We start from the raw sequence: 19,736 nt of genomic DNA, 5'->3' as shown, positions 1-19,736 counted from the left end.
GTAATAATTCAGCGGCAGACTATACTATCGAATTCTATTTTGACCAGGCAGCACTTGATGCAGGAACAGCACTTCCAAGGCTGTACACCAATGTAGTTCCAAACAGCCAGACCATTTTAGTGATGGTCACCAATAATGCTACAGGCTGTACTATTACCAAGCCTTTACAGTTAATTGTAGAAAAGGCAGCTATCGCTAATCCAATAGTAATCACAAAAACACCATTATTCGCTTGTGATAATGACGGAGTTAATGATGGTTTCACTGACTTTGACCTTACCATAGTAGAAACTGAAGTATTGGGAGCGCAAAACCCAAACCAATACAAAGTTACCTATCACCTTAGTGAGGCAGATGCAGATATCGAATCCGATATGTTCCCACAAGGGAAAAACCCGATCACCAGCCCAACAACATTTATCAACACCATTGCACCAGGCCAAACGATCTGGGTGCGCGTAACCAATATGAGCACGGTAAGTAAATGCCACGATATAACCAGCTTTGATATTGTAGTGGAGCAACTGCCGGAACCAAAGATACAGGGCGGAACGATCTGTATTGATAAGCAGACTAATGAAGTGTTACGCACCTATGAGATCACTACAGGCCTTGATGCAACAGACCACAGCTTTGTATGGAAAAAAGACGGTATTGTTATAGCAGGAGAAACAGGAGCATCATTAATTGTGGATGAGCCTGGTATCTATAGTGTAATTGCTAAAACTACTAATGACTGTGCATCGGCAGAAGTGTCTGCAGAAGTGCTACTAAGCAGTCCGGCAACCAAAATAGGAGTTGGTTATTATGTAAGTAACGCCTTCAGCGATAATCAAACTATTACGGTAGATGTAGATGGTTATGGCGTATACCAATACAAACTTGATGAAGGCCCATGGCAGGATTCGCCAGTATTTAACAATGTTTCTCCGGGTGAACACAGCATAACAGTAAGAGATACGAAAACTGACAATCCTTGCGAAGATCTTGTCATTATTGGAGCAAATATTATCGATTACCCTAACTTCTTTACACCAAACGGCGATGGCTTCCGTGATACCTGGAACATCATTGGATTAAATCAGCCTGATGCCAAGATCTATATTTTTGACCGCTATGGTAAACTCTTAAAGCAAATAAGCGCAGTAGGTGATGGCTGGGATGGAACATACAATGGCGAAAATCTTCCTGCAACAGATTATTGGTTTACAGTAACCTACAAAGAGATCATTGGAGACATATCTGTAACTAAAGAATTTAAAGCACACTTTTCCCTGTTGAGATAAAAACCTTAACTTTGAAACTATTGCTTTGTTATGAAAAAGATTACCCAACTACTCCTTCTCCTTTCTACACTTACTTTATTTGCGCAAAAAGAAGCAAACAACTGGGTTTTTGGCGTTTCGGCAGGTATCCATTTTGAAGATGATGGCAGTGTAAATATACTACCCGGTAATGCCATAGCCACAAATGAAGGATGCAGTTCAATATCCGATGTTAATGGTAATCTCCTTTTTTACACAGACGGCAGAAACGTTTGGGATAGAAACAATACAATAATGCCAAATGGAAACTATCCGGCGGGTACAGGTCTTTTAGGAGACCCATCCAGTACACAATCTGCAATAATAGTTCCCAACAAAAACAATCCAAACCTCTACTATATTTTTACTGTAGACGAACCCCATCAGCAAAATGCAGAAGTATACCCTAACCAGTTTACAGGGACTTATACTGAAGGCGGCAGCGTACCTTTAGAGGACGACGGCTTTAACAACGGACTTAATTATTCTATCGTAGATCTTTCTCTGGCAGGAAGCAACGGAAGCATTGGAGATATTACCACCCGTAATGTACATTTAGTCACTTACAATCCTACTGATACTGAAGAAATCAAATACAAGTGCTCAGAAAAAATTACCTCGGTCAGAAAAAGCAATGGTACAGGATATTGGGTAATTACACAGTTTATAGATAAATTTTATGCCTTCGAAATCACAGCAGCTGGCGTAAACCTTACACCTATAGTGACTCAATTAGCTCCTCTTATACCTACCTCAGGTTATAGAAGAAACGCTATTGGATGTATAAAAGCATCACCAAATGGTAAAAAAATAGCGATAGCACATACCCAAGTAGCCACTATTGAAGGATCTACAGAAGAAAATGGCACCGTTTATCTTTATAATTTTAATGACCTAACCGGGCTCCTCTCTTCCCCTATTGCTATAAGTACAGATACAATGCCATATGGTGTAGAGTTCTCTCCAAAGTCAAAAAAACTATATGTTACTTATAACAATTCAACTTCCGGTTTTGGCGGAGTACATCAGTATGACCTTTTGAGTAACGACATTCCGGGATCAGATGTATTAATACAAAATACAAATCAGGCAGGAACATTGCAGCTTGGCCCAAACGGAAAGATATACAAAGCTGTTGTTAATTCGAAAATACTCGATGTAATCAATGATCCTGAAGAAGACGGAGCATTGTGCAATTACATGCCGGGCGAAATTAATCTGGGAACAGGCATTTGTTTTTTTGGCCTTCCGCCCTTTATAACCTCATACTTTTTCACCAATATAGTAGTAACCCATAAATGTTTTGGCAATGCAACCAGCTTTGCGCTTAACAATAATACTGATGTTTTCGACAGTATTTCATGGAATTTTGGCGATGGCAGCCCCGCTTCTACAGCTATAAATCCCACGCGCATATATACAGCTGCCGGTAATTATACGGTAACCGCATCGATTATGCGGCAAGGGCAGGTTACTGTAGTAAGTGCCGATTTTAGTATTACTCCAGCGCCGGTTGCCAATACACCAAACACTCTTAAAGAATGCGACCCGGATAATAACAGGGTCACAGCATTTAACCTCTCTAATAACACCCCTGTTATACTGGGAGCACAAAATGCTGCCAACTATGAAGTAAAGTATTTCAACACACAGGCAAATGCCGATGCCAATACCGCTTCGCTAAACGATACGGCATACAATAATATTAGCGATCCGCAAACCATATATGCCCGTATACAGAGTGTTGTAAACCCGGAGTGTTATACCTCCGTTAATTTCCAGATACAAACATTATCCAGTCCTGTAGTTAGTAGTACCGCCAATGCTACTGTATGCCTTAATACAAAAGAGTTTATAACTCTGGAAGCCTTAGAAACCCCTGTTCCTGGATATACTTACAGCTGGTCTACAGGAGAAACCACACCAAGAATACAGGTAAATACTCCGGGAGTTTATGTAGTAACCGTAACAAACAGCCTGGGCTGCAGTACTTCAAAAACCATTACAGTAACAGCATCCAATATCGCTGCCATTGATGATATTATAATTAACGACCTGCGCGATAACAATACAGTAACTGTAATAACAAGCTCAACTGCCAACGCAGGTACTACTTACCTTTACAGTCTTGATAAACCTAACGGACCTTATCAGGAGTCTAACCTGTTTGAGAATGTTACCCCAGGCACACATACCGTTTATGTATATGACACCAAGGGCTGCGGCGTAGTACCACAAAAGATCTCTGTACTGTCCATACCAAAATTCTTTACCCCTAATGGCGACGGAGTAAACGAGACCTGGAACATTATAGGTATTAATGCTTTTTTCTACAGCAACAGTAAGATTTATATATTTGACCGTTATGGCAAATTATTAGCTGATGTAAACCCAAAAGGATTAGGCTGGGATGGCACACACAAGGGCTTTAAGCTCCCTTCTACCGATTATTGGTATGTAGTGCAATTAGACAGCGGAAGAACCGTTAAAGGGCATTTTTCGTTGATACGCTAATCCTGAAAAAAAAGCGGCCTGTTACAGCAACCATTTATATTATTGCTTCACTAAAAGATACTCTCCAAAAGGAACTGTATAACTAGTGTAAGGCAAGAGCTCATCGTTTACAGTATAAGGCCCTTCCATCATTTTAAAAGTTAAAAACAGCTTTTGAGGGTAGTTATTAACATGATCAAAAAACATTGCCTGCGTCATACCTTGTATTTTTCTGTTTGGATCCCTAAAATTAGTTTGCAAATTTTTGTTTGTTGATTCATAGAAAATATTTCCAACAATATTATATTCATAGGGATCTTTACTAACCAATAATTGAGGAAGCGTATTAATTTTTTCCACTCCATTTTCAATATATTTATATTCCCCAACAATAATATCCTCATAATAACTGATGCTTTCATCCATTAATGGTTGCATCACTTTTTTTATAAGTGTAATTGTTAAAGATGTTGTACCATTAGTGTACTTCCAAGTCCCTACAAATGTATCTAGTTGATTATTAAAGTCCTTATAATAAGCCCCATCTAATTCTCTAGAATCATTATAAAGTGATTTAACAGGCGTTTGTGCTTTACAATTCCAAAAAGGAAGTATTATTAAAAATAAAATTAGTTGTTTCATAAAATGAGTAAGGCTGCCTGTTACAGCAGCCAGTTATTTATTGCTTCACTAAAAGATATTCTCCAAAAGGAACTGTATATTCACTATAAGGAGGCTCTACCCCTTCTTCAACGATCATACCTGAAGTAGTCCTAAATATCAATTTTAACTTTTGTACCCCACCACTATCCACACGTTGAAACATCATTTCAGGCTCATAACCTGGTATAGATCTATTTGGATCAACAAATCCTAAAACTAATTTTCTATCGTTAGGTCCGCAACCTAAACAATATACAGAATTGGGACGGGCAATAAGAGATCCCGCAATATGATATTTATAAGGATCATCGAAATTTTGAAAAAGAAAAGGAAGTGTATTAATTTTTTCTACTCCATTTTCAATATACTTATACTCCCCCACCATTACATCTAAATAATAATCATCTCCATTACTAAAAAATTTATGGTATTGTACTTTTTTTTGTAGGGTGATTGTTAAAGATGTTGAACCATTAGTATATTTCCAGGTACCAATAAATTTATCAAAATCGTTATAGATATCTTTATAATAGGCACCATTTATATCTGTGTCATCATAAAGTGACATAATTGTTGTTTGTGCTTTACAGCCGAAGCCCAACATTATAACTACTATTAAAAACAACTGCTTCATATCGAAAACTAGGCTGCCTGTTACAGCAGCCATTTATATTATTGCTTCACTAAAAGATACTCTCCAAATGGAACTGTATAACTGGTATAAGGCAGTGGCTCATCGTTTACGGTGTAAGGCCCTTCCATCATTTTAAACGTTAAAAATAATTTTTGAGGATCATTATTAACATGATCAAAAAACATAGCCTGAGTCATGCCCTGTATTTCTCTGTTTGGATCACTAAAATTAGTTTGCAGGTTTTTATTTGTTTTTTCATAGAAAATATTTCCAACAATATTATATTTATAAGGATTCTTATCAACTAATAATTGAGAAAGCGTATTAATTTTTTCCACTCCATTTTCAATATATTTATATTCTCCAATAAGAATATCTTCGTAGAAATTAACATCCCCATCACTAAAAAACTGCATCACTTTCTTTTTAAGAGTGATTGTTAATGATGTGGAACCATTAGTATATTTCCAAGTCCCTACAAATGTATCTAGCTCATTATTAAAATCTTTGTAATAAGCACCGTTTTCCTCTTGAGGGTCATTATAAAGTGATTTAATAGGAGATTGTGCTTTACAATTCCAAAAAGGAAGTATTATTAAAAATAAAATTAATCGTTTCATAATGAAAACAAGGCTGCCTGTTAAAGCAGCCATTTATTATTTATTGCTTCACTAAAAGATATTCTCCAAAAGGTACTGTATATTCACTATAAGGAGGCTCTACCCCTTCTTCAACGATCATACCGGAGATAGTCCTAAATATTAATTTTAACTTCTGTACTCCTCCACTATCCGCACGCTGAAACATCATCTGGGGTTCATAACCTTCAATTTCCCTAGTTGGGTCACTAAATTGTAATACCAATTTTCTATCATTAGGACCACAACCTAAACAATATATAGAATTTGGACGGGCAATAAGAGATCCTGCAATATTATATTTGTAAGGATCATCGAAATTTTGAAAAAGAAAAGGAAGCGTATTAATTTTTTCTACTCCATTTTCAATATACTTATACTCCCCCACCATTACATCTAAATAATAATCATCTCCATTACTAAAAAATTTATGGTATTGTACTTTTTTTTGTAGGGTGATTGTTAAAGATGTTGAACCATTAGTATATTTCCAGGTACCAATAAATTTATCAAAATCGTTATAGATATCTTTATAATAAGCACCATTTATATCCCTATCATCATATAAAGATTTTACTGGACTTTGAGCTTTACAAAGCATTGTGAATAAAATTAGTATTATAAAATTTATTTTTTTCATAGCCTTTTTATTTACAGGGAATTTCTTTAATTACTTTATTTATTTTATCAAAAGACATTTTTGTCCAATTAGATAGATTCTGCTCTGCTTTATAAATGCTTACACCATTTATATTCTGCTTCTCCATAAATTTAAACAATAATTTTAGATAACTATTTGTACCATCATATTTACCAAGTGTTGAATACGATGTCTGTAACTCATCACCTAATGATTTTTTTTGTTCATTAGTCATTGCATAATAATTGTTTGCAAAAAAACTAAATGCCTGCCAATTATCAATTTTTAATGCAAAAGTTTCTGTACTTGAAGGTCCTGTCTGAACCGTTAATGTAAAGATAAATTTACTATAATTTTTAAATCCTCCCTGATACCTGATAGCCATAACAGCTAACATATAAATATCTGACACCGAAAACATTGGCATAAATTCTGTCGTTAGAGGATTGGGATGATCATGTGATGCACCATAAATTAATCCTCCAGAAGGCACAAGAACTAGAAATTCTGACCTAGGGTCGCTTTTTAGCACTTCCGGATCTTTATTATCACTATAACTATAACCATTTTCTTTTTTGTTATCAGCAGTAGTTTTTAAATTATTTAAAGATGCTAAATTTTTTGCATTCTGAGCAAATTTTTTAAGCTCATCACAGTTATCTTCATGGATTTTCTGCTGAGCCAACACCCCTATATCCTCGCCATCCCCACATGGGTCAGTTTCGCCATTTACACTCGGGGTTTTTATTATGTAGCGATCAAACACTCCCGGGAAAGTTCCCGGTATAGTTCCTCCTCCGTCAATTCCACCCTCTATTGGCCCAACTTCAATAGAAGATGATTTAACTGTCATAAATTTCAACGCCATCATTTTAATATTTACTAAAAGCTGATTATAAGGAACGCCCGAATTACCTGGATTAATAGGTCCGTCAATCCCATCACCGCTCCCGCCGCCTCCATTTCCGCCCCCGCCTCCACCACCAACGGCACCAATGCCTCCACCACTTACGGGTGTCGGTTTATTTGGTTCATCCTCACAAGGAAAATCATCACTCATCGCCACAACATCAAATTCGATTTCTCCGGAAAAATGTAAAATATCACTGCTATTTTGATATTCTTCGGCAAATTCCTTACTTAAATTATAGGTTAGCAGCACGGTTTTGCTGGCTGCACCGGCAGTTTTAACTACCAGGTTGTAAAATTTGTTATCACCAACATCAGGCATGTTTACCCTATAGGTATAATTTATATTACCATTAGCCTGTTCAACTTTAAATATTTCGCTATCATCGATATATTCTTTTATATCCATCAATTGGCGAAAGGCAGGATCTGTACTTCCTCCTTTTAATACATTCTGGAGCTTAGAGAGTCCTCTGCCTCCATCATTATTCAGTTTAATAAGCAGTTCTGCTTTTTTGGCTCGTGCCGCCTCCCCCGTAAGGATAGTGTATTTCGATCCGTTTTTTTGCTGTACTGCAGGTTTGCTCTCCTCGAGTTCTTCCTGGCAGTTTGTGAGCAGGAACAAAGTAGTAAGCAGCAGCAAAGGCCGTAACTTTTTAAGGTGTTTTTTCATACGTTAATATATAGTTATTGGTTAATAAACAAGCAAATAACACAAAGCAACTTTCTTGTTATCAACGCAATAATAAATATTTATTATATAACTTAATTACGGGTTTTCCGCACATTTTAGCCAACAGCCTTAAAACCCCAGCAAACACTGGATATTTTTTTTGTGATATTTTACATACAAATTAAAAAAATCCGCAAGCTTCACATATAAGAATTGTCATACAACAAAAAAAGTCCCGCCATTGGCGGGACTTTTTATAGTATAGTACTAAATTCTAATTAGAATTTAAAACGTTTTCTGTCTGTTTCAGTCAGGTAGATTTTACGTACACGTAAGCTCTTAGGCGTTACCTCTACATACTCGTCTTTCTGAATGTACTCTAATGCTTCTTCTAATGTAAAAATCATAGGAGGTATAATCCTTGCTTTTTCATCATTTCCTGAAGAACGTACGTTAGATTGTTTTTTCATTTTAGTTACGTTCACAGTCATATCATCACTACGGCTGTTTTCACCAATAACCTGACCTTCATAAATTTCGTCATTAGCACTAATGAAGAATTTACCACGATCCTGTAATTTATCGATTGAATATGGAATAGCTTTACCATTTTCCATAGAGATCAATGATCCGTTGTTACGTCCAGGAATTTCTCCTTTGTATGGTTCGTAACCTATGTAACGGTGTGACATGATTGCTTCACCTGCAGTAGCTGTAAGCAATTGGTTTCTTAAACCGATGATACCACGTGAAGGAATATTAAATTTCACGATCATACGCTCACCTTTAGCTTCCATTGAAAGCATTTCTCCCTTACGGATAGAAACAAATTCAACAGCACGACCTGAAAGGTTTTCCGGTAAATCGATTGTTAATTCTTCAATTGGCTCACATTTTTTACCATCAATTTCTTTGATGATAACCTGTGGCTGACCAATTTGTAATTCGTATCCTTCTCTTCTCATTGTTTCGATAAGAACCGATAAGTGTAATACACCACGACCGAAAACCATGAATTTATCAGCAGAATCAGTTTCACCTAACTTCATCGCTAAGTTTTTCTCTAATTCTTTTGTTAAACGGTCTCTGATGTGACGCGATGTTACAAATTTACCTTCTTTACCAAAGAATGGTGAATCATTGATCGTGAACAACATACTCATTGTTGGTTCATCGATAGCAATTGTTTGTAATGCTTCCGGATTTTCAAAATCAGCGATAGTATCACCAATTTCAAAACCTTCTACACCAATAATCGCGCAAATATCTCCGGCAATTACTTCCTGTACTTTTTTACGGCCAAGACCTTCAAAAGTATGTAATTCTTTAATTCTTGATTTTATAACTGTACCGTCTCTTTTTACAAGAGAAATTGGCATACCTTCTCTTAAAACGCCTCTTTCTAAACGACCGATAGCGATACGTCCGGTAAATGCTGAGAAGTCTAATGATGTGATAAGCATTTGAGGTGTACCTTCAGATACTTTAGGAGCAGGAACGTGCGCAAGTACCATGTCAAGAAGTGGCTCAATATTATCAGTAATAACTCTAAAGTCATCACTCATCCAGTTGTTTTTTGCAGAACCGTAAACAGTTGGGAAATCCAGCTGCCATTCTTTAGCTCCTAGTTCAAACATAAGGTCGAACACTTTTTCGTGAACTTCCTCTGGAGTACAGTTTTCTTTATCTACTTTATTGATTACCACACAAGGCTTAAGACCAAGGTCGATAGCTTTTTGTAGTACAAAACGCGTTTGAGGCATAGGGCCTTCAAAAGCATCAACCAAAAGGCAAACACCATCGGCCATGTTAAGTACACGTTCTACTTCACCACCAAAATCGGCGTGACCTGGGGTATCAATAATATTGATTTTAGTTCCTTTATAAGTTACCGAAACGTTCTTAGAAGTAATAGTAATACCTCTTTCACGCTCCAGGTCATTATTGTCAAGGATCAGATCACCTGTATTTTCGTTTTCACGAAATAATTGGCAATGGTACATGATTTTGTCAACCAGTGTAGTCTTACCGTGGTCAACGTGAGCAATAATCGCAATGTTTCTTATGGATGCCATCTGTATTTTTTTGAAGGTGCAAAGGTACACATTTTTTTGATAAAAAAAACTTTAGTTATGAGCAAGTTAGCACAAAACTCTAAAACTAAACGTTATATATACGATTTCGTAACTTTTTACGGGTTATTATAGGCTTTTTAATAATTCACCTCCAAAGCAGTAAACACTATTATTTAAGATAATTACTAGAAAGTCTACAGCCAAAAAAGGAAAAGAACAAGAAAACAGTAAACCGAAATAAATTAATGCAAATACTTAATTCCCCTATCTAATAAAAACAAAAAATCCCCGAAGACTATTCTTCAGGGATGTTCATTTTTAACGAATTATATTTTATTTCTCTTTCAACATATCCTGTAGGGGTTTAAGCTGAGATATATCTAAATTTGCTTTTTGCAACAACCCCACTATCGTCATTACATTATTAGGTGTCATATTTTCGCCCATTACTCTTATCACTCCAAAACCATTCTCTTTTCCGTGTAAGAACAATACGCACTCTTCAATATGCTCTCCTTCTCCTTTAGTATTTACAGACAAACCTCCGTCTCCGCTATTCACTTTCATCAGTTCATCATATTTATCTGATTTCAAAAGCGCTTTAACGGCTGTTTTTTCAGTATCATATTCTTTTTCATTTGTTTTGTTTCTCTGAAAAACAAGGACATTTAGTTTATGCAGCGATTTAAGTGCCGCCTGCTCATCTGCAGATAATTTAAGCCCATCGGTTTTAATAAAGCTTGGTGCAATATCTACTGTCATAAAGTCTTTCGCATTTCCTTTCTCTACAAAATACTTTTGCAGTGTAGGTTTCTGGTCGCAAGAGACAAATAACAGCATTACAAGTCCTAATAAATATAGATTACGTTTCATAATTACGATTTTTTAGCTGCTCTTTTAAGTTCTATCCCACCCGGAATTTTCATATAATCGGTAAGGAATGATATTTCACTAAGGTCAAAGTTTCCGGTAAGCGACATTAATACAGTACTTGATTTGGGTCCGCCACCCTCTATAAACATTAGCAGCTCTTTTACTTGCGAAGATGTAGCCCCGGATTTTACATATATCTTAATCGTTTTTCCATCTTCATTAATACGCATAAGTTCTTCTAACGGATATTTTTTTAAATAGGCTTCGACAGTGCCTTTCATCTCTCCAACAATTTTACTGCTTGTTGTGGTAAACACTTTAAGATTATCCAGCTTTTTAATAAGGTTAAGGTATTGCTGGGCATTTTTATCTTTAGGGTCCATTTTTACATTACCCATTAGTTCAAACATCTTCTTATTAACGATAACAGCATCTACACCATCTTTTTCAAACTTATCAAACGCTGTTGTCTGGGCAAAAAACAATGAGGGTAAAATGGCTAACATCAGGGTTATTATAAACTTTTTCATTTTTGTTCTGTTTTAAAAATATTTTGTTTTTGGTGTGTTTTGTTTATCTAAAGTCTTTAAGGTCTTTTAGTTTCTCTGCATCTTTAAGGTTTATGTTGCCTGTAAAAGATAAAAGCACTACTCCTTTGTCGTCTTCATCTTCAATAAACACTAAACCTTCTTTAATGATGGATGCATCGTCTCCTTTATTCACATAGATTTTAATCTTAGCCTTTTCATTGGTAAAGCTCATTAACTGCTCTAACCTGTTTAACTTTAAATAATCTGTTACTGCAGTTTTTATTTCTTTTCTGTACTTTCTTTGTGAAGTAGAAAATACTTTAAGATAATCCATACCTTTTATAAGATCCATAGTCATCTTTGATTTTTCACTATCAGTAGATACTTTCATAGTGCTAACCATATCAAACATGTCTTTACTAATGGTTAGGCTTTCTATACCATCTACATCTTCAAATTTACTAAATGCAGTGCTCTGCGCAAAGGTAACAAATGGCGCGATTGCCAATACCAGGGTGATTATAAACTTTTTCATTGTTTTATTTTTTAAAGATTGTTTTTCTTGTTTTTTCGTACTCTCCAATATAATGCATACTACCTACGCCTACATTTACATTTTGAGACAGCATATTAAGTGCTTTCTGCGTTTCCCTAAAAGCTACTTCAGGATCGTCATAAGTTCCTAAATCTTCCTGAGAAGGCTGCTGCGTGTTAAAAAATGTAAACATCCCGAACAATAGCACAACACTTGCTGCTATCGATATCCATGCTGCATAATGCCTTTTGGTTTTTAATGGTATCGATTTTTCAAACTGTTGTGATCCTGCCTGCGATATATATCCAAACAAAGATTTGTAATGCTCCAAATGCGGCGCCACATTAGGTGAAGAAAAATAAGTTCTCAGTTCTTTCTCTTCGGCCGTACTAGTCTCGGCTTCAAAATATCTATCCAGTAGTTTTTCAATTGCTTTTAATTCCATAGCTGTGTGTTTTTGTAAGTTCTTCCCGTAACGCTTTTCTTGCTCTGGAGAGTGCCACTCTTACGGCAGTCTCATTCATGTCCATTATTTTAGCGATCTCTTCAAATTCATATTGTTCTATATCCCTCATCTGCAGGATTAACTTTTGTTGTTCTGGCAGCTTTTCAATGATCTTTTCTACCCATTGCCAGCTGTCCCTGTCTTCGGTCTGCTGCTGCAGTCCCGGCTGCCTGTCGGTATAATTCGAATGAACTATACGCATCTCTGTCGCCCGTTTGGACTTTAACTGGTCCAGGCAGTAATTTTTTGTCATGGTCATAGCCAGGGCTTCTACACTCGAATAAGCTTCAAGCTTATTCTTATTATTCCACAGCTTGACCAAAACTTCCTGCGTTGCATCTTCTGCCTCTTCGGTACTCACAAGGAGCCGTTTTGCCAACCGGAATACCCGGTCTTTAAAAGGAGAAATGACTTTTATGAAATCTGATTGATTCATAACTGGTCTTAGGGTTTGTTATTGGTTTATAAAAGGAAGACGAATAGTAGTAATTTTTGTTACAAGGAATATAAAAATAATTAAATTTACGTTCTATTATTATTTAAACCTCTAAATGAAAAAGATAAAAATACTTCTGGCATCCCTTGTATTGGGCGCACTTGCTTTCCAAAGCTGTGAAGACATGGATGACAATGCAGTTCCTGTGAACGACTTTATATGGAAGGGACTTAACCTTTATTATTTATGGCAGCAAGATGTACCTAACCTTGCCGACGATCGTTTTGCAACACAGCAAAATCTTAACTCGTTCCTGGAAAGCTACGCTTCGCCCGAAAGTCTTTTTGAAAGTTTACTATACAGAAAATTCCCTGATGGTAGCAATGCCGACAGATTTAGTGTACTATTTTCAGATTTCCGTGTTTTAGAAAATGTTTTACAAGGAGTTTCTACAAGCAATGGTATCGAGTTTGGCCTGGTATACGCCGATGAATCTAAAACCACAATATTTGGTTATGTACGCTATGTACTCCCGGGTACTGATGCAGCTACAAAAAATATAAAAAGGGGTGATATTTTTTATGCAATAAATGGCACAACACTTACAGCCAGCAACTACCAGGGACTTTTAGGTACCGACTCATACACTCTTAATCTTGCTGATTATAATGATGGTGTAATCACTCCAAATGGTCAGGAAGTAGCGCTTATTAAAAAAGAATATGCCGAAAACCCCGTGTATGATATAAAGGTCTTCAATGAAGGCAGCCATGTTATTGGTTATCTTATGTACAATGGGTTTTACAGTAATTATGACACTAACCTTAATGACGCTTTTGCACAATTAGCATCTCAGGGAGTAAACGAACTTGTACTTGATCTTCGTTATAACTCAGGTGGGTCTGTGAGGACTGCAGCCTATCTTGGCAGTATGATAACCGGACAATTTAATGGGCAGGTATTTGCGAAACAACAATGGAACTCAAAGCTGCAAAAATATTATGAAGAAAATAATGCTGCATCATTACTAAACCTGTTTTCTACACAACTGAGTAACGGCACAGCCATAAATCACCTAAACTTAAACAGGGTGTATATTCTTGCTACAGGATCCACAGCATCTGCAAGTGAACTTGTTATTAACTGTCTTAAACCTTATATAGGTGTTACGGTTATTGGCGACACTACTGTTGGTAAAAATGTAGGATCGGTTACTTTATATGATTCTCCCGATTTTTCCAAGAAAGGACGTGACGGCAGCCATAGATATGCCATGCAGCCTATTGTATTAAGAACAGTAAACAAAACAGGTTTTGGAGAATACAGCTCGGGTATAGCTCCGGATATCCAGCATAAAGAAGATATTGCTAACCTTGGCGTTATTGGTACAGTGAATGAACCTCTTCTTGCAGAAGCTATTGCGGCAATTACCGGAACAGGACGCGCTGGAAGGTTTAAAGAATCGAAACAATTCATCAATATAAAAGACTCTAAAAGTATGCGCCGTTTTGGTACAGAAATGTATCTTGACGAAATACCTGAAGGTTCTCTCAATCTAATTAAAAACTTACAATAAATAAAAAAGGCTTCCCAACGGAAGCCTTTTTTATTATTTAAATAGTATCAAATTATTTGATAATAACCTGCTTTACATTGCGGACATTTTTTGTAGCTATTTCTACAAAATAGATTCCTGCATTTAAAGTAGATATATCAAAGCTTTGTGATCCTGACAATGAACTTACCAGTACTTTTCTGCCAGACACATCATATAGTGTTATGCTGGCTGCATCTTCATTTACTAAAGAAACAGTAAGCACCTCATTTGCAGGGTTAGGATAAACCGTAAACTGTACTGCACTAAAATCATCAGTGCTAAGTGTTCCCTGATTAATGACACCTACACCGGTAAGATCAAATCCTCCCGAATAAAAAGGCGTAGGATAAGGATCATTTATTAAATTCCCCAAGCTGTCAGTAGTACCATATTGAGCTTCTACAGAACCTACAACATCAACTAATTTAACGTGCGTAATCCTGCTTTTGTCTAATAATAAATTATCCGGTATATTATCTAAGTCAAAAGGTGTTCCGTAGTCTGCCTTATACTTACCTGCCAGATTATTAAGATTTCGTGCATCTAAGGCTCCAAACCCACCTATAGATGTATCGGTTTGTGTCTCGCTGTGCGCCGGAAACCTAAAAAAATTAGCACCATCAGAACTAACCTCAACAAAAGCTAACTCAAGAAAGGTATTACTACCATTTTCAAAAACCGCAAAATCATAACCAGGGCCATTAGTTATTGGTGCTGCAAATGTTACAATTGCAGTACCGGCATCACCAAGGCTAACAGCGCCAAGATCAGGTATACCAATCGCATCGGCAGGTACACCATAACTAGCTTTATTACTCCCCATATGTACTATTGACGGATCTGATATCTGAATATATCCTCTTACAACCTCAACACCTGTAGCCCAAGCTACAAAAACATTACTGTTTTGGCTGATAGCCGTTGTACCTTCTGTATCTGCATTTGGCGGATAAGAAAGCTGCGCATGAGATACTGAAGCTGTAAGCAAACAGATATATATGAAATTTTTAATCATTACTGGATTACAATTTGTTTAATGCTTTTTGCATTTTCTACAGTAATCTCTGCAAAATAAGTACCTGCTGGTAAAGCCGAAACATTGATTCCAGAAGCGGTGTAGTTCTCATTTGCTACTATTCTTCCTGCAATATCAAATATTCTTACTTCAGCCTGTTTATCTGTATTAACATATAAAACTTCTGAAACAGGGTTAGGATATACAGAAACAGTTAGTTTATTTACATCAACTGTACCTGTAACAGTCTGAACTGATTTGTAAAATCCGTTTGGTGAAATACCTACAGTATAGGTTTGAACGTGCGCTCCTGCCGCTGTATAAACATGAGCAACACCCGGAGCTACAAAACCTCCTGCGTCACCAATATAAAGTTTACCGTCTATTACATCAAATCCATAAATACCATATACTCCCTGAGGCTCTATAGAAAATAACGGCGCTACAGGCAATGTAGCAGCTGCAATATCTGTTTTGTATATGTCTGCACCTATTGTATAATATAAATCATTCCCATTCACTCCAAGTCCTGAAGGATGCTGAACACCAAAGAACGTTAATGCCTCAGCAATAGTGTTATCTGCAAGGTTTATTTTTACAAGTTTTCCTGAACTTTCTCCAGCACCAGACCATGAAGGTCTACCACCGCACATTACATATAAAAAGCCTCCTTTTTCAACCATAGCATTAGGTACATCTCCTACTTCGATAGTTACTACAGCATTTGTTGCTGGATTTACAACAGACACTAAATTATTATCGCCATAACCTCCTTTATGAGCAACATATAACTTATCGCCAATCGTTATGATTTTCTCTATACCTACTGCTACAGGAATATTTCCTGTTACCGCATTAGTAGAAAGGTCAATTACTGCAATATAATCATCTGTATCGGACTGAGCATTACCCCAACATGTCACATAGGCCTTTTCACCATAAAATGCGATATATCTTGGGTTTACAAGACCTTCGGTTATTCTTGCAGTTTTTACAAGTGTAGTACTGTTAGCAACAACTACTTCATTAGATATGTTTAGTACAACATACACCTTATCGCCTTTAAAGCCCATGCTTTGTGCGGTATCACCTAATTTATCACCATTGTTTACACTACCGTAAACATTATTTTGCAAAGTACTGTTTGCTAAAAAAGAAAGGGATGAATTATCACTTCCTGCTCCGCCTTCATTAAGAATAAAAACGCCATCTGTGTATTGCGCTAAAGCAGAAAAAGTAAATGTGGCCGTTAATACAACCGAGAGTAAAAATTTTTTCATTTTTTTATAAAATTTAGTCATTAAAATAGAAACCTGCAGGTATTAAACCCACTGTAGTAGAATGTTGTAATGCTCCCTGTAAAGAATAAACATATACTTTACCATTAGAATTAAAATCTAAAGCATCACCAACATAAATCCTGCTATCTTCCACAGCAAAACAGTTAATGCCATTTTTAACCCCTTGTGCAGTAGTAGAGAATAAAGATGTTGCTGGTAATACAGATGGAGCTAGTGTCATAGTGTAAACATCATTATTTAGGGTATAATAAATCCTATTATCCTCTATAACAAGGTTAGATGGATGTGTTAATCCTGTAAAGTCTAATGTTGTTGTTACTTTATTATCATTTAGAGTAATAATGTGAAATTTACCGGCACTTTCGCTTCCTGAAAATTCTGATTTACCAGATGTTAACACATACAGTTTTCCGTTTTCCGTTTCAATAGAATTAGGTACATCCCCCACAGTAATTGTAGTTTCGATAGTATTGTTAGCTGTTTTTATAACCGTAATAGTATTACCGTAACCAAAACCTCCGGCATGAGCTACATACAGTTTCCCGTTTTCCTCAATAATCCTTTCCGGACCTTCAACAACAGGAATTGTACCTGTTACAGTATTTGTTTTTAGGTCTATTACAGCTACATAATCATCTGTTTTTATATTTCCGTCACCCCAATTCGTTACATAAGCTTTATCATTATGAAAAGCAATGTATCGTGGGTTAACAAGACCATTACTAATAGTAGCAACTTTTGCAAAAGTATAGCGGTTAACTATTTCTATTTTATTAGAAACATTAAGTACGATGTAAGCAAGATCGCCCTTAAAACCAATATCCTGTCCTGTATCACCCAATACTGCACCGTTATTTACAGTCGAGAAAATGTTGTTTTCAGTTACAAATGAGTTCGATAAAAACGATATTGATGCATTACCTTTTAAAAAGTTACCCTGATTAAGCACAATAACTCCGTTATCATAAGCACCACTAGGTTTGCTGTCGTTATTATCATCACTTGAACATGATACAAACAAAAATGATCCTAAGATCACTGTTAAAAGCAGTTTGTGTAGTTTCATATATTAAAAATTAAAGTTAAGATACATGTTATAGTTACGTCCAGGCATAGGTCGCACATCCACATTCTGGTATTCTTCGTTCCAAAGATTATTTACCTGAAAGCCAAGTCCGAGTCCGGAAAACAATTTAAAATCATACTCAGCCCCTAGAGACGAAACGTTATAAGGGTCAATTTTATATTCGTTATCAGACGTTGTAAATACTTCCCCATTAAACAAGTGTCGGTAATACACCGAAACATTTTTCCATCCATAAGCTAATGAAGCTGTAGCTTTGTGAAAAGGAACATAAATAAGCTGTTCACTTTTACCATCCTCACGTGAAACAGTATACGCATAAGTACCATTAAATTCTAACGTACCTGCACCTATTCTTTTGTGCCAGTTAAGTATCGATTCTGCTCCAAATGTATTTACCCTTCCTACATTTTCAGGACGCCAAACACCGTCTTTTGAGGGTATCCAACGCAGCATATCACGTAATTTTATGTAATACCCTGTAACTGTTAAAGTAGTATTGTTGAATTTAAAAACATTCCCAATTTCAGCCTGATACGATGTTTCAGGGTTCAGCTCAGGATTCCCACTGCCTGACCAGTAAAGGTCATTATAGGTTGGCATCCTGAAGTTTCGGGAAGTATTTAATTTTATAGTATAAAAATCGGCTACTGCAAAATTAGTTCCCACAGAGAAAAGCAAAGGACTGTCATAAGTATCGGTGATCTCTTTGCGAACACCTAGTTCATATTGAAATCTTGTGCTGACACTATGTTTCATCAACAAACTGCCCGATCCGATATTTCTTTTTTTATTGATAATATCAGATCCATCTCCATTGTTCTGTGTATAATCTACAATAGAATTCAGTTTGATGGAGTTCGAAACATCATACGTCAGATCATATCGTACTATGAATGTTTTTACATTACCAAAAGTGAAAAAGTCATTTTTATAATTTTCAAAATATTTGTATTTTTCATACAGGTAAGCTGTTTTTAATCTTGAGGTAAAACGGTTGTAATATCCTGTCCATTCCAGCATATTGCGCATATTGGTATCCTGATACTTGCTTTTTGAAGGTGCTGCCAGTGTACCCGAAAAATGCCTTTCACCATCAAACAGGTAATTGTAAAAGCGAAGGATATTTTTTGAATTTAGCTTATAAGCAAAAGCAAGGTTCATGCTGGTATTATAGTATTGCCCGTTCTCATTTTTCATATCCTTCCCCGGATATTCATAATCATTATCAGAACTATTACGGCTTATACTCACATTGGTACTAATCTTATCTGTACCTGCTTTAAGGTTATAATGTGTACCAATAGTATTATAACTGCCATAATCAAAACGCAGGCTGTTTTTAAATTGATCTCCAAAGGTTAAATCATTATTCAGGTGGATACTTCCGCCAATAGCACTACTACCATATACAACGCTCCCACCCCCTGCTTTTACACTAATAGAACTAAAATCGCGAGTATTGAGTACGTTAAAATCGGTCTGGCCAAGAAGCTGAGAATTGATGTTGATACCATTCCATATTATAGCCGTTTGCTGTGCAGTTGTACCTCTAAAGGACGGCGAAGACACCATACCCAATCCGTTTTCTTTAAAATAGATAACTGTATTGTAATTCAATAATGATGTTAGCGAAGGTGAATTCCTGCTGATAACAGAATCGTTTAATTTCTGGACCGACTGCGTATTAGAAAAATCACGCAATTGCGTATCCGAAATAACAACTGCTTTAAGTTTGATAACGCTATCGCTCTGCGCTGCAATAAATTGGCACAATAAAAGTAAAAACGGTAAGAATATTTTTTTCAGTTTCATAATCCCTGAACCTTTT

The 19,736-nt window shown here is 36.3% G+C and carries 18 protein-coding genes; 3 read left to right on the top strand and 15 right to left on the bottom strand.

Features of this window, described 5'->3' with window-relative positions; translation table 11 throughout:
- Together EPI11_RS08545 and EPI11_RS08540 are read left to right on the top strand one after the other, a co-directional pair.
- Window positions 1-1,286: T9SS type B sorting domain-containing protein (locus EPI11_RS08545; RefSeq protein ID WP_128389539.1), on the top strand; the 1,286-nt coding region annotated here is incomplete at its 5' end.
- A 30-nt stretch (window positions 1,287-1,316) separates the two neighbouring features.
- Window positions 1,317-3,818 (top strand): T9SS type B sorting domain-containing protein, encoded by a 2,502-nt coding sequence (locus EPI11_RS08540; RefSeq protein WP_128389538.1) that lies wholly within the window; start codon window positions 1,317-1,319, stop codon window positions 3,816-3,818.
- 39 nt (window positions 3,819-3,857) lie between these two features.
- Here EPI11_RS08540 and EPI11_RS08535 read toward each other — a convergent pair whose 3' ends face one another.
- From EPI11_RS08535 to EPI11_RS08485, 11 genes are all read right to left on the bottom strand, one after another.
- Window positions 3,858-4,439: a DUF6705 family protein gene (locus tag EPI11_RS08535; protein WP_128389537.1), complete on the bottom strand. Its 582-nt coding sequence runs from the start codon at window positions 4,437-4,439 to the stop codon at window positions 3,858-3,860.
- Window positions 4,440-4,476: 37 nt separating this feature from the next.
- The gene (locus EPI11_RS08530) at window positions 4,477-5,127 is read right to left on the bottom strand and encodes a DUF6705 family protein (protein WP_128389536.1); all 651 of its coding nucleotides are present in this window, start codon (window positions 5,125-5,127) and stop codon (window positions 4,477-4,479) included.
- 5 nt (window positions 5,128-5,132) lie between these two features.
- The gene (locus EPI11_RS08525; RefSeq protein WP_128389535.1) at window positions 5,133-5,747 is read right to left on the bottom strand and encodes a DUF6705 family protein; all 615 of its coding nucleotides are present in this window, start codon (window positions 5,745-5,747) and stop codon (window positions 5,133-5,135) included.
- A gap of 7 nt (window positions 5,748-5,754) precedes the next feature.
- A complete protein-coding gene (locus tag EPI11_RS08520) occupies window positions 5,755-6,372 on the bottom strand; it encodes a DUF6705 family protein (RefSeq protein ID WP_128389534.1) in 618 nt (205 codons plus the stop codon).
- Between the two features lie 7 nt (window positions 6,373-6,379).
- Window positions 6,380-7,954, bottom strand: a complete 1,575-nt coding sequence (locus EPI11_RS08515; RefSeq protein ID WP_128389533.1) for a hypothetical protein — start codon at window positions 7,952-7,954, stop codon at window positions 6,380-6,382.
- A gap of 278 nt (window positions 7,955-8,232) precedes the next feature.
- Entirely contained in the window at window positions 8,233-10,029 is a 1,797-nt protein-coding gene (typA, locus tag EPI11_RS08510) for a translational GTPase TypA (protein WP_128389532.1), read from the bottom strand.
- A 333-nt stretch (window positions 10,030-10,362) separates the two neighbouring features.
- Window positions 10,363-10,902, bottom strand: a complete 540-nt coding sequence (locus EPI11_RS08505; RefSeq protein ID WP_128389531.1) for a DUF4252 domain-containing protein — start codon at window positions 10,900-10,902, stop codon at window positions 10,363-10,365.
- 2 nt (window positions 10,903-10,904) lie between these two features.
- Window positions 10,905-11,432 carry a DUF4252 domain-containing protein gene (locus EPI11_RS08500; protein WP_128389530.1) on the bottom strand — a complete coding sequence of 176 codons (528 nt, stop codon included), beginning with the start codon at window positions 11,430-11,432 and terminating at the stop codon, window positions 10,905-10,907.
- Window positions 11,433-11,475: 43 nt separating this feature from the next.
- Entirely contained in the window at window positions 11,476-11,967 is a 492-nt protein-coding gene (locus EPI11_RS08495; protein WP_128389529.1) for a DUF4252 domain-containing protein, read from the bottom strand.
- 4 nt (window positions 11,968-11,971) lie between these two features.
- A complete protein-coding gene (locus EPI11_RS08490; protein WP_128389528.1) occupies window positions 11,972-12,412 on the bottom strand; it encodes a hypothetical protein in 441 nt (146 codons plus the stop codon).
- A complete protein-coding gene (locus EPI11_RS08485; protein WP_128389527.1) occupies window positions 12,393-12,908 on the bottom strand; it encodes an RNA polymerase sigma factor in 516 nt (171 codons plus the stop codon). Before EPI11_RS08485 ends, EPI11_RS08490 begins: the two co-directional genes overlap by 20 nt.
- Before the next feature lie 115 nt (window positions 12,909-13,023).
- Between EPI11_RS08485 and EPI11_RS08480 the strand changes: the two genes are divergently transcribed.
- On the top strand, window positions 13,024-14,484 hold the full coding sequence (locus EPI11_RS08480; protein WP_128389526.1) for a S41 family peptidase: 1,461 nt from the start codon (window positions 13,024-13,026) through the stop codon (window positions 14,482-14,484).
- A gap of 52 nt (window positions 14,485-14,536) precedes the next feature.
- On the opposite strand, the gene EPI11_RS08475 is transcribed toward EPI11_RS08480, so the two are convergent.
- The 4 genes from EPI11_RS08475 to EPI11_RS08460 are packed head-to-tail and all read right to left on the bottom strand — an operon-like array spanning window position 14,537 to window position 19,720.
- Entirely contained in the window at window positions 14,537-15,520 is a 984-nt protein-coding gene (locus EPI11_RS08475; protein WP_128389525.1) for a T9SS type A sorting domain-containing protein, read from the bottom strand.
- Window positions 15,520-16,800 (bottom strand): DUF5074 domain-containing protein, encoded by a 1,281-nt coding sequence (locus tag EPI11_RS08470; protein ID WP_164879133.1) that lies wholly within the window; start codon window positions 16,798-16,800, stop codon window positions 15,520-15,522. The genes EPI11_RS08475 and EPI11_RS08470 overlap by 1 nt, the downstream gene beginning before the upstream one ends.
- Window positions 16,801-16,813: 13 nt before the next feature.
- Window positions 16,814-17,887: a YncE family protein gene (locus tag EPI11_RS08465; RefSeq protein WP_128389523.1), complete on the bottom strand. Its 1,074-nt coding sequence runs from the start codon at window positions 17,885-17,887 to the stop codon at window positions 16,814-16,816.
- A 3-nt stretch (window positions 17,888-17,890) separates the two neighbouring features.
- Entirely contained in the window at window positions 17,891-19,720 is a 1,830-nt protein-coding gene (locus EPI11_RS08460; protein WP_128389522.1) for a TonB-dependent receptor plug domain-containing protein, read from the bottom strand.
- Between the last annotated feature and the right edge of the window lie 16 nt (window positions 19,721-19,736).

The sequence above is a fragment of the Flavobacterium cerinum genome, from assembly GCF_004028155.1.
Lineage (GTDB): Bacteria > Bacteroidota > Bacteroidia > Flavobacteriales > Flavobacteriaceae > Flavobacterium > Flavobacterium cerinum.
This window is presented reverse-complemented; position numbering and strand designations above follow the sequence as displayed.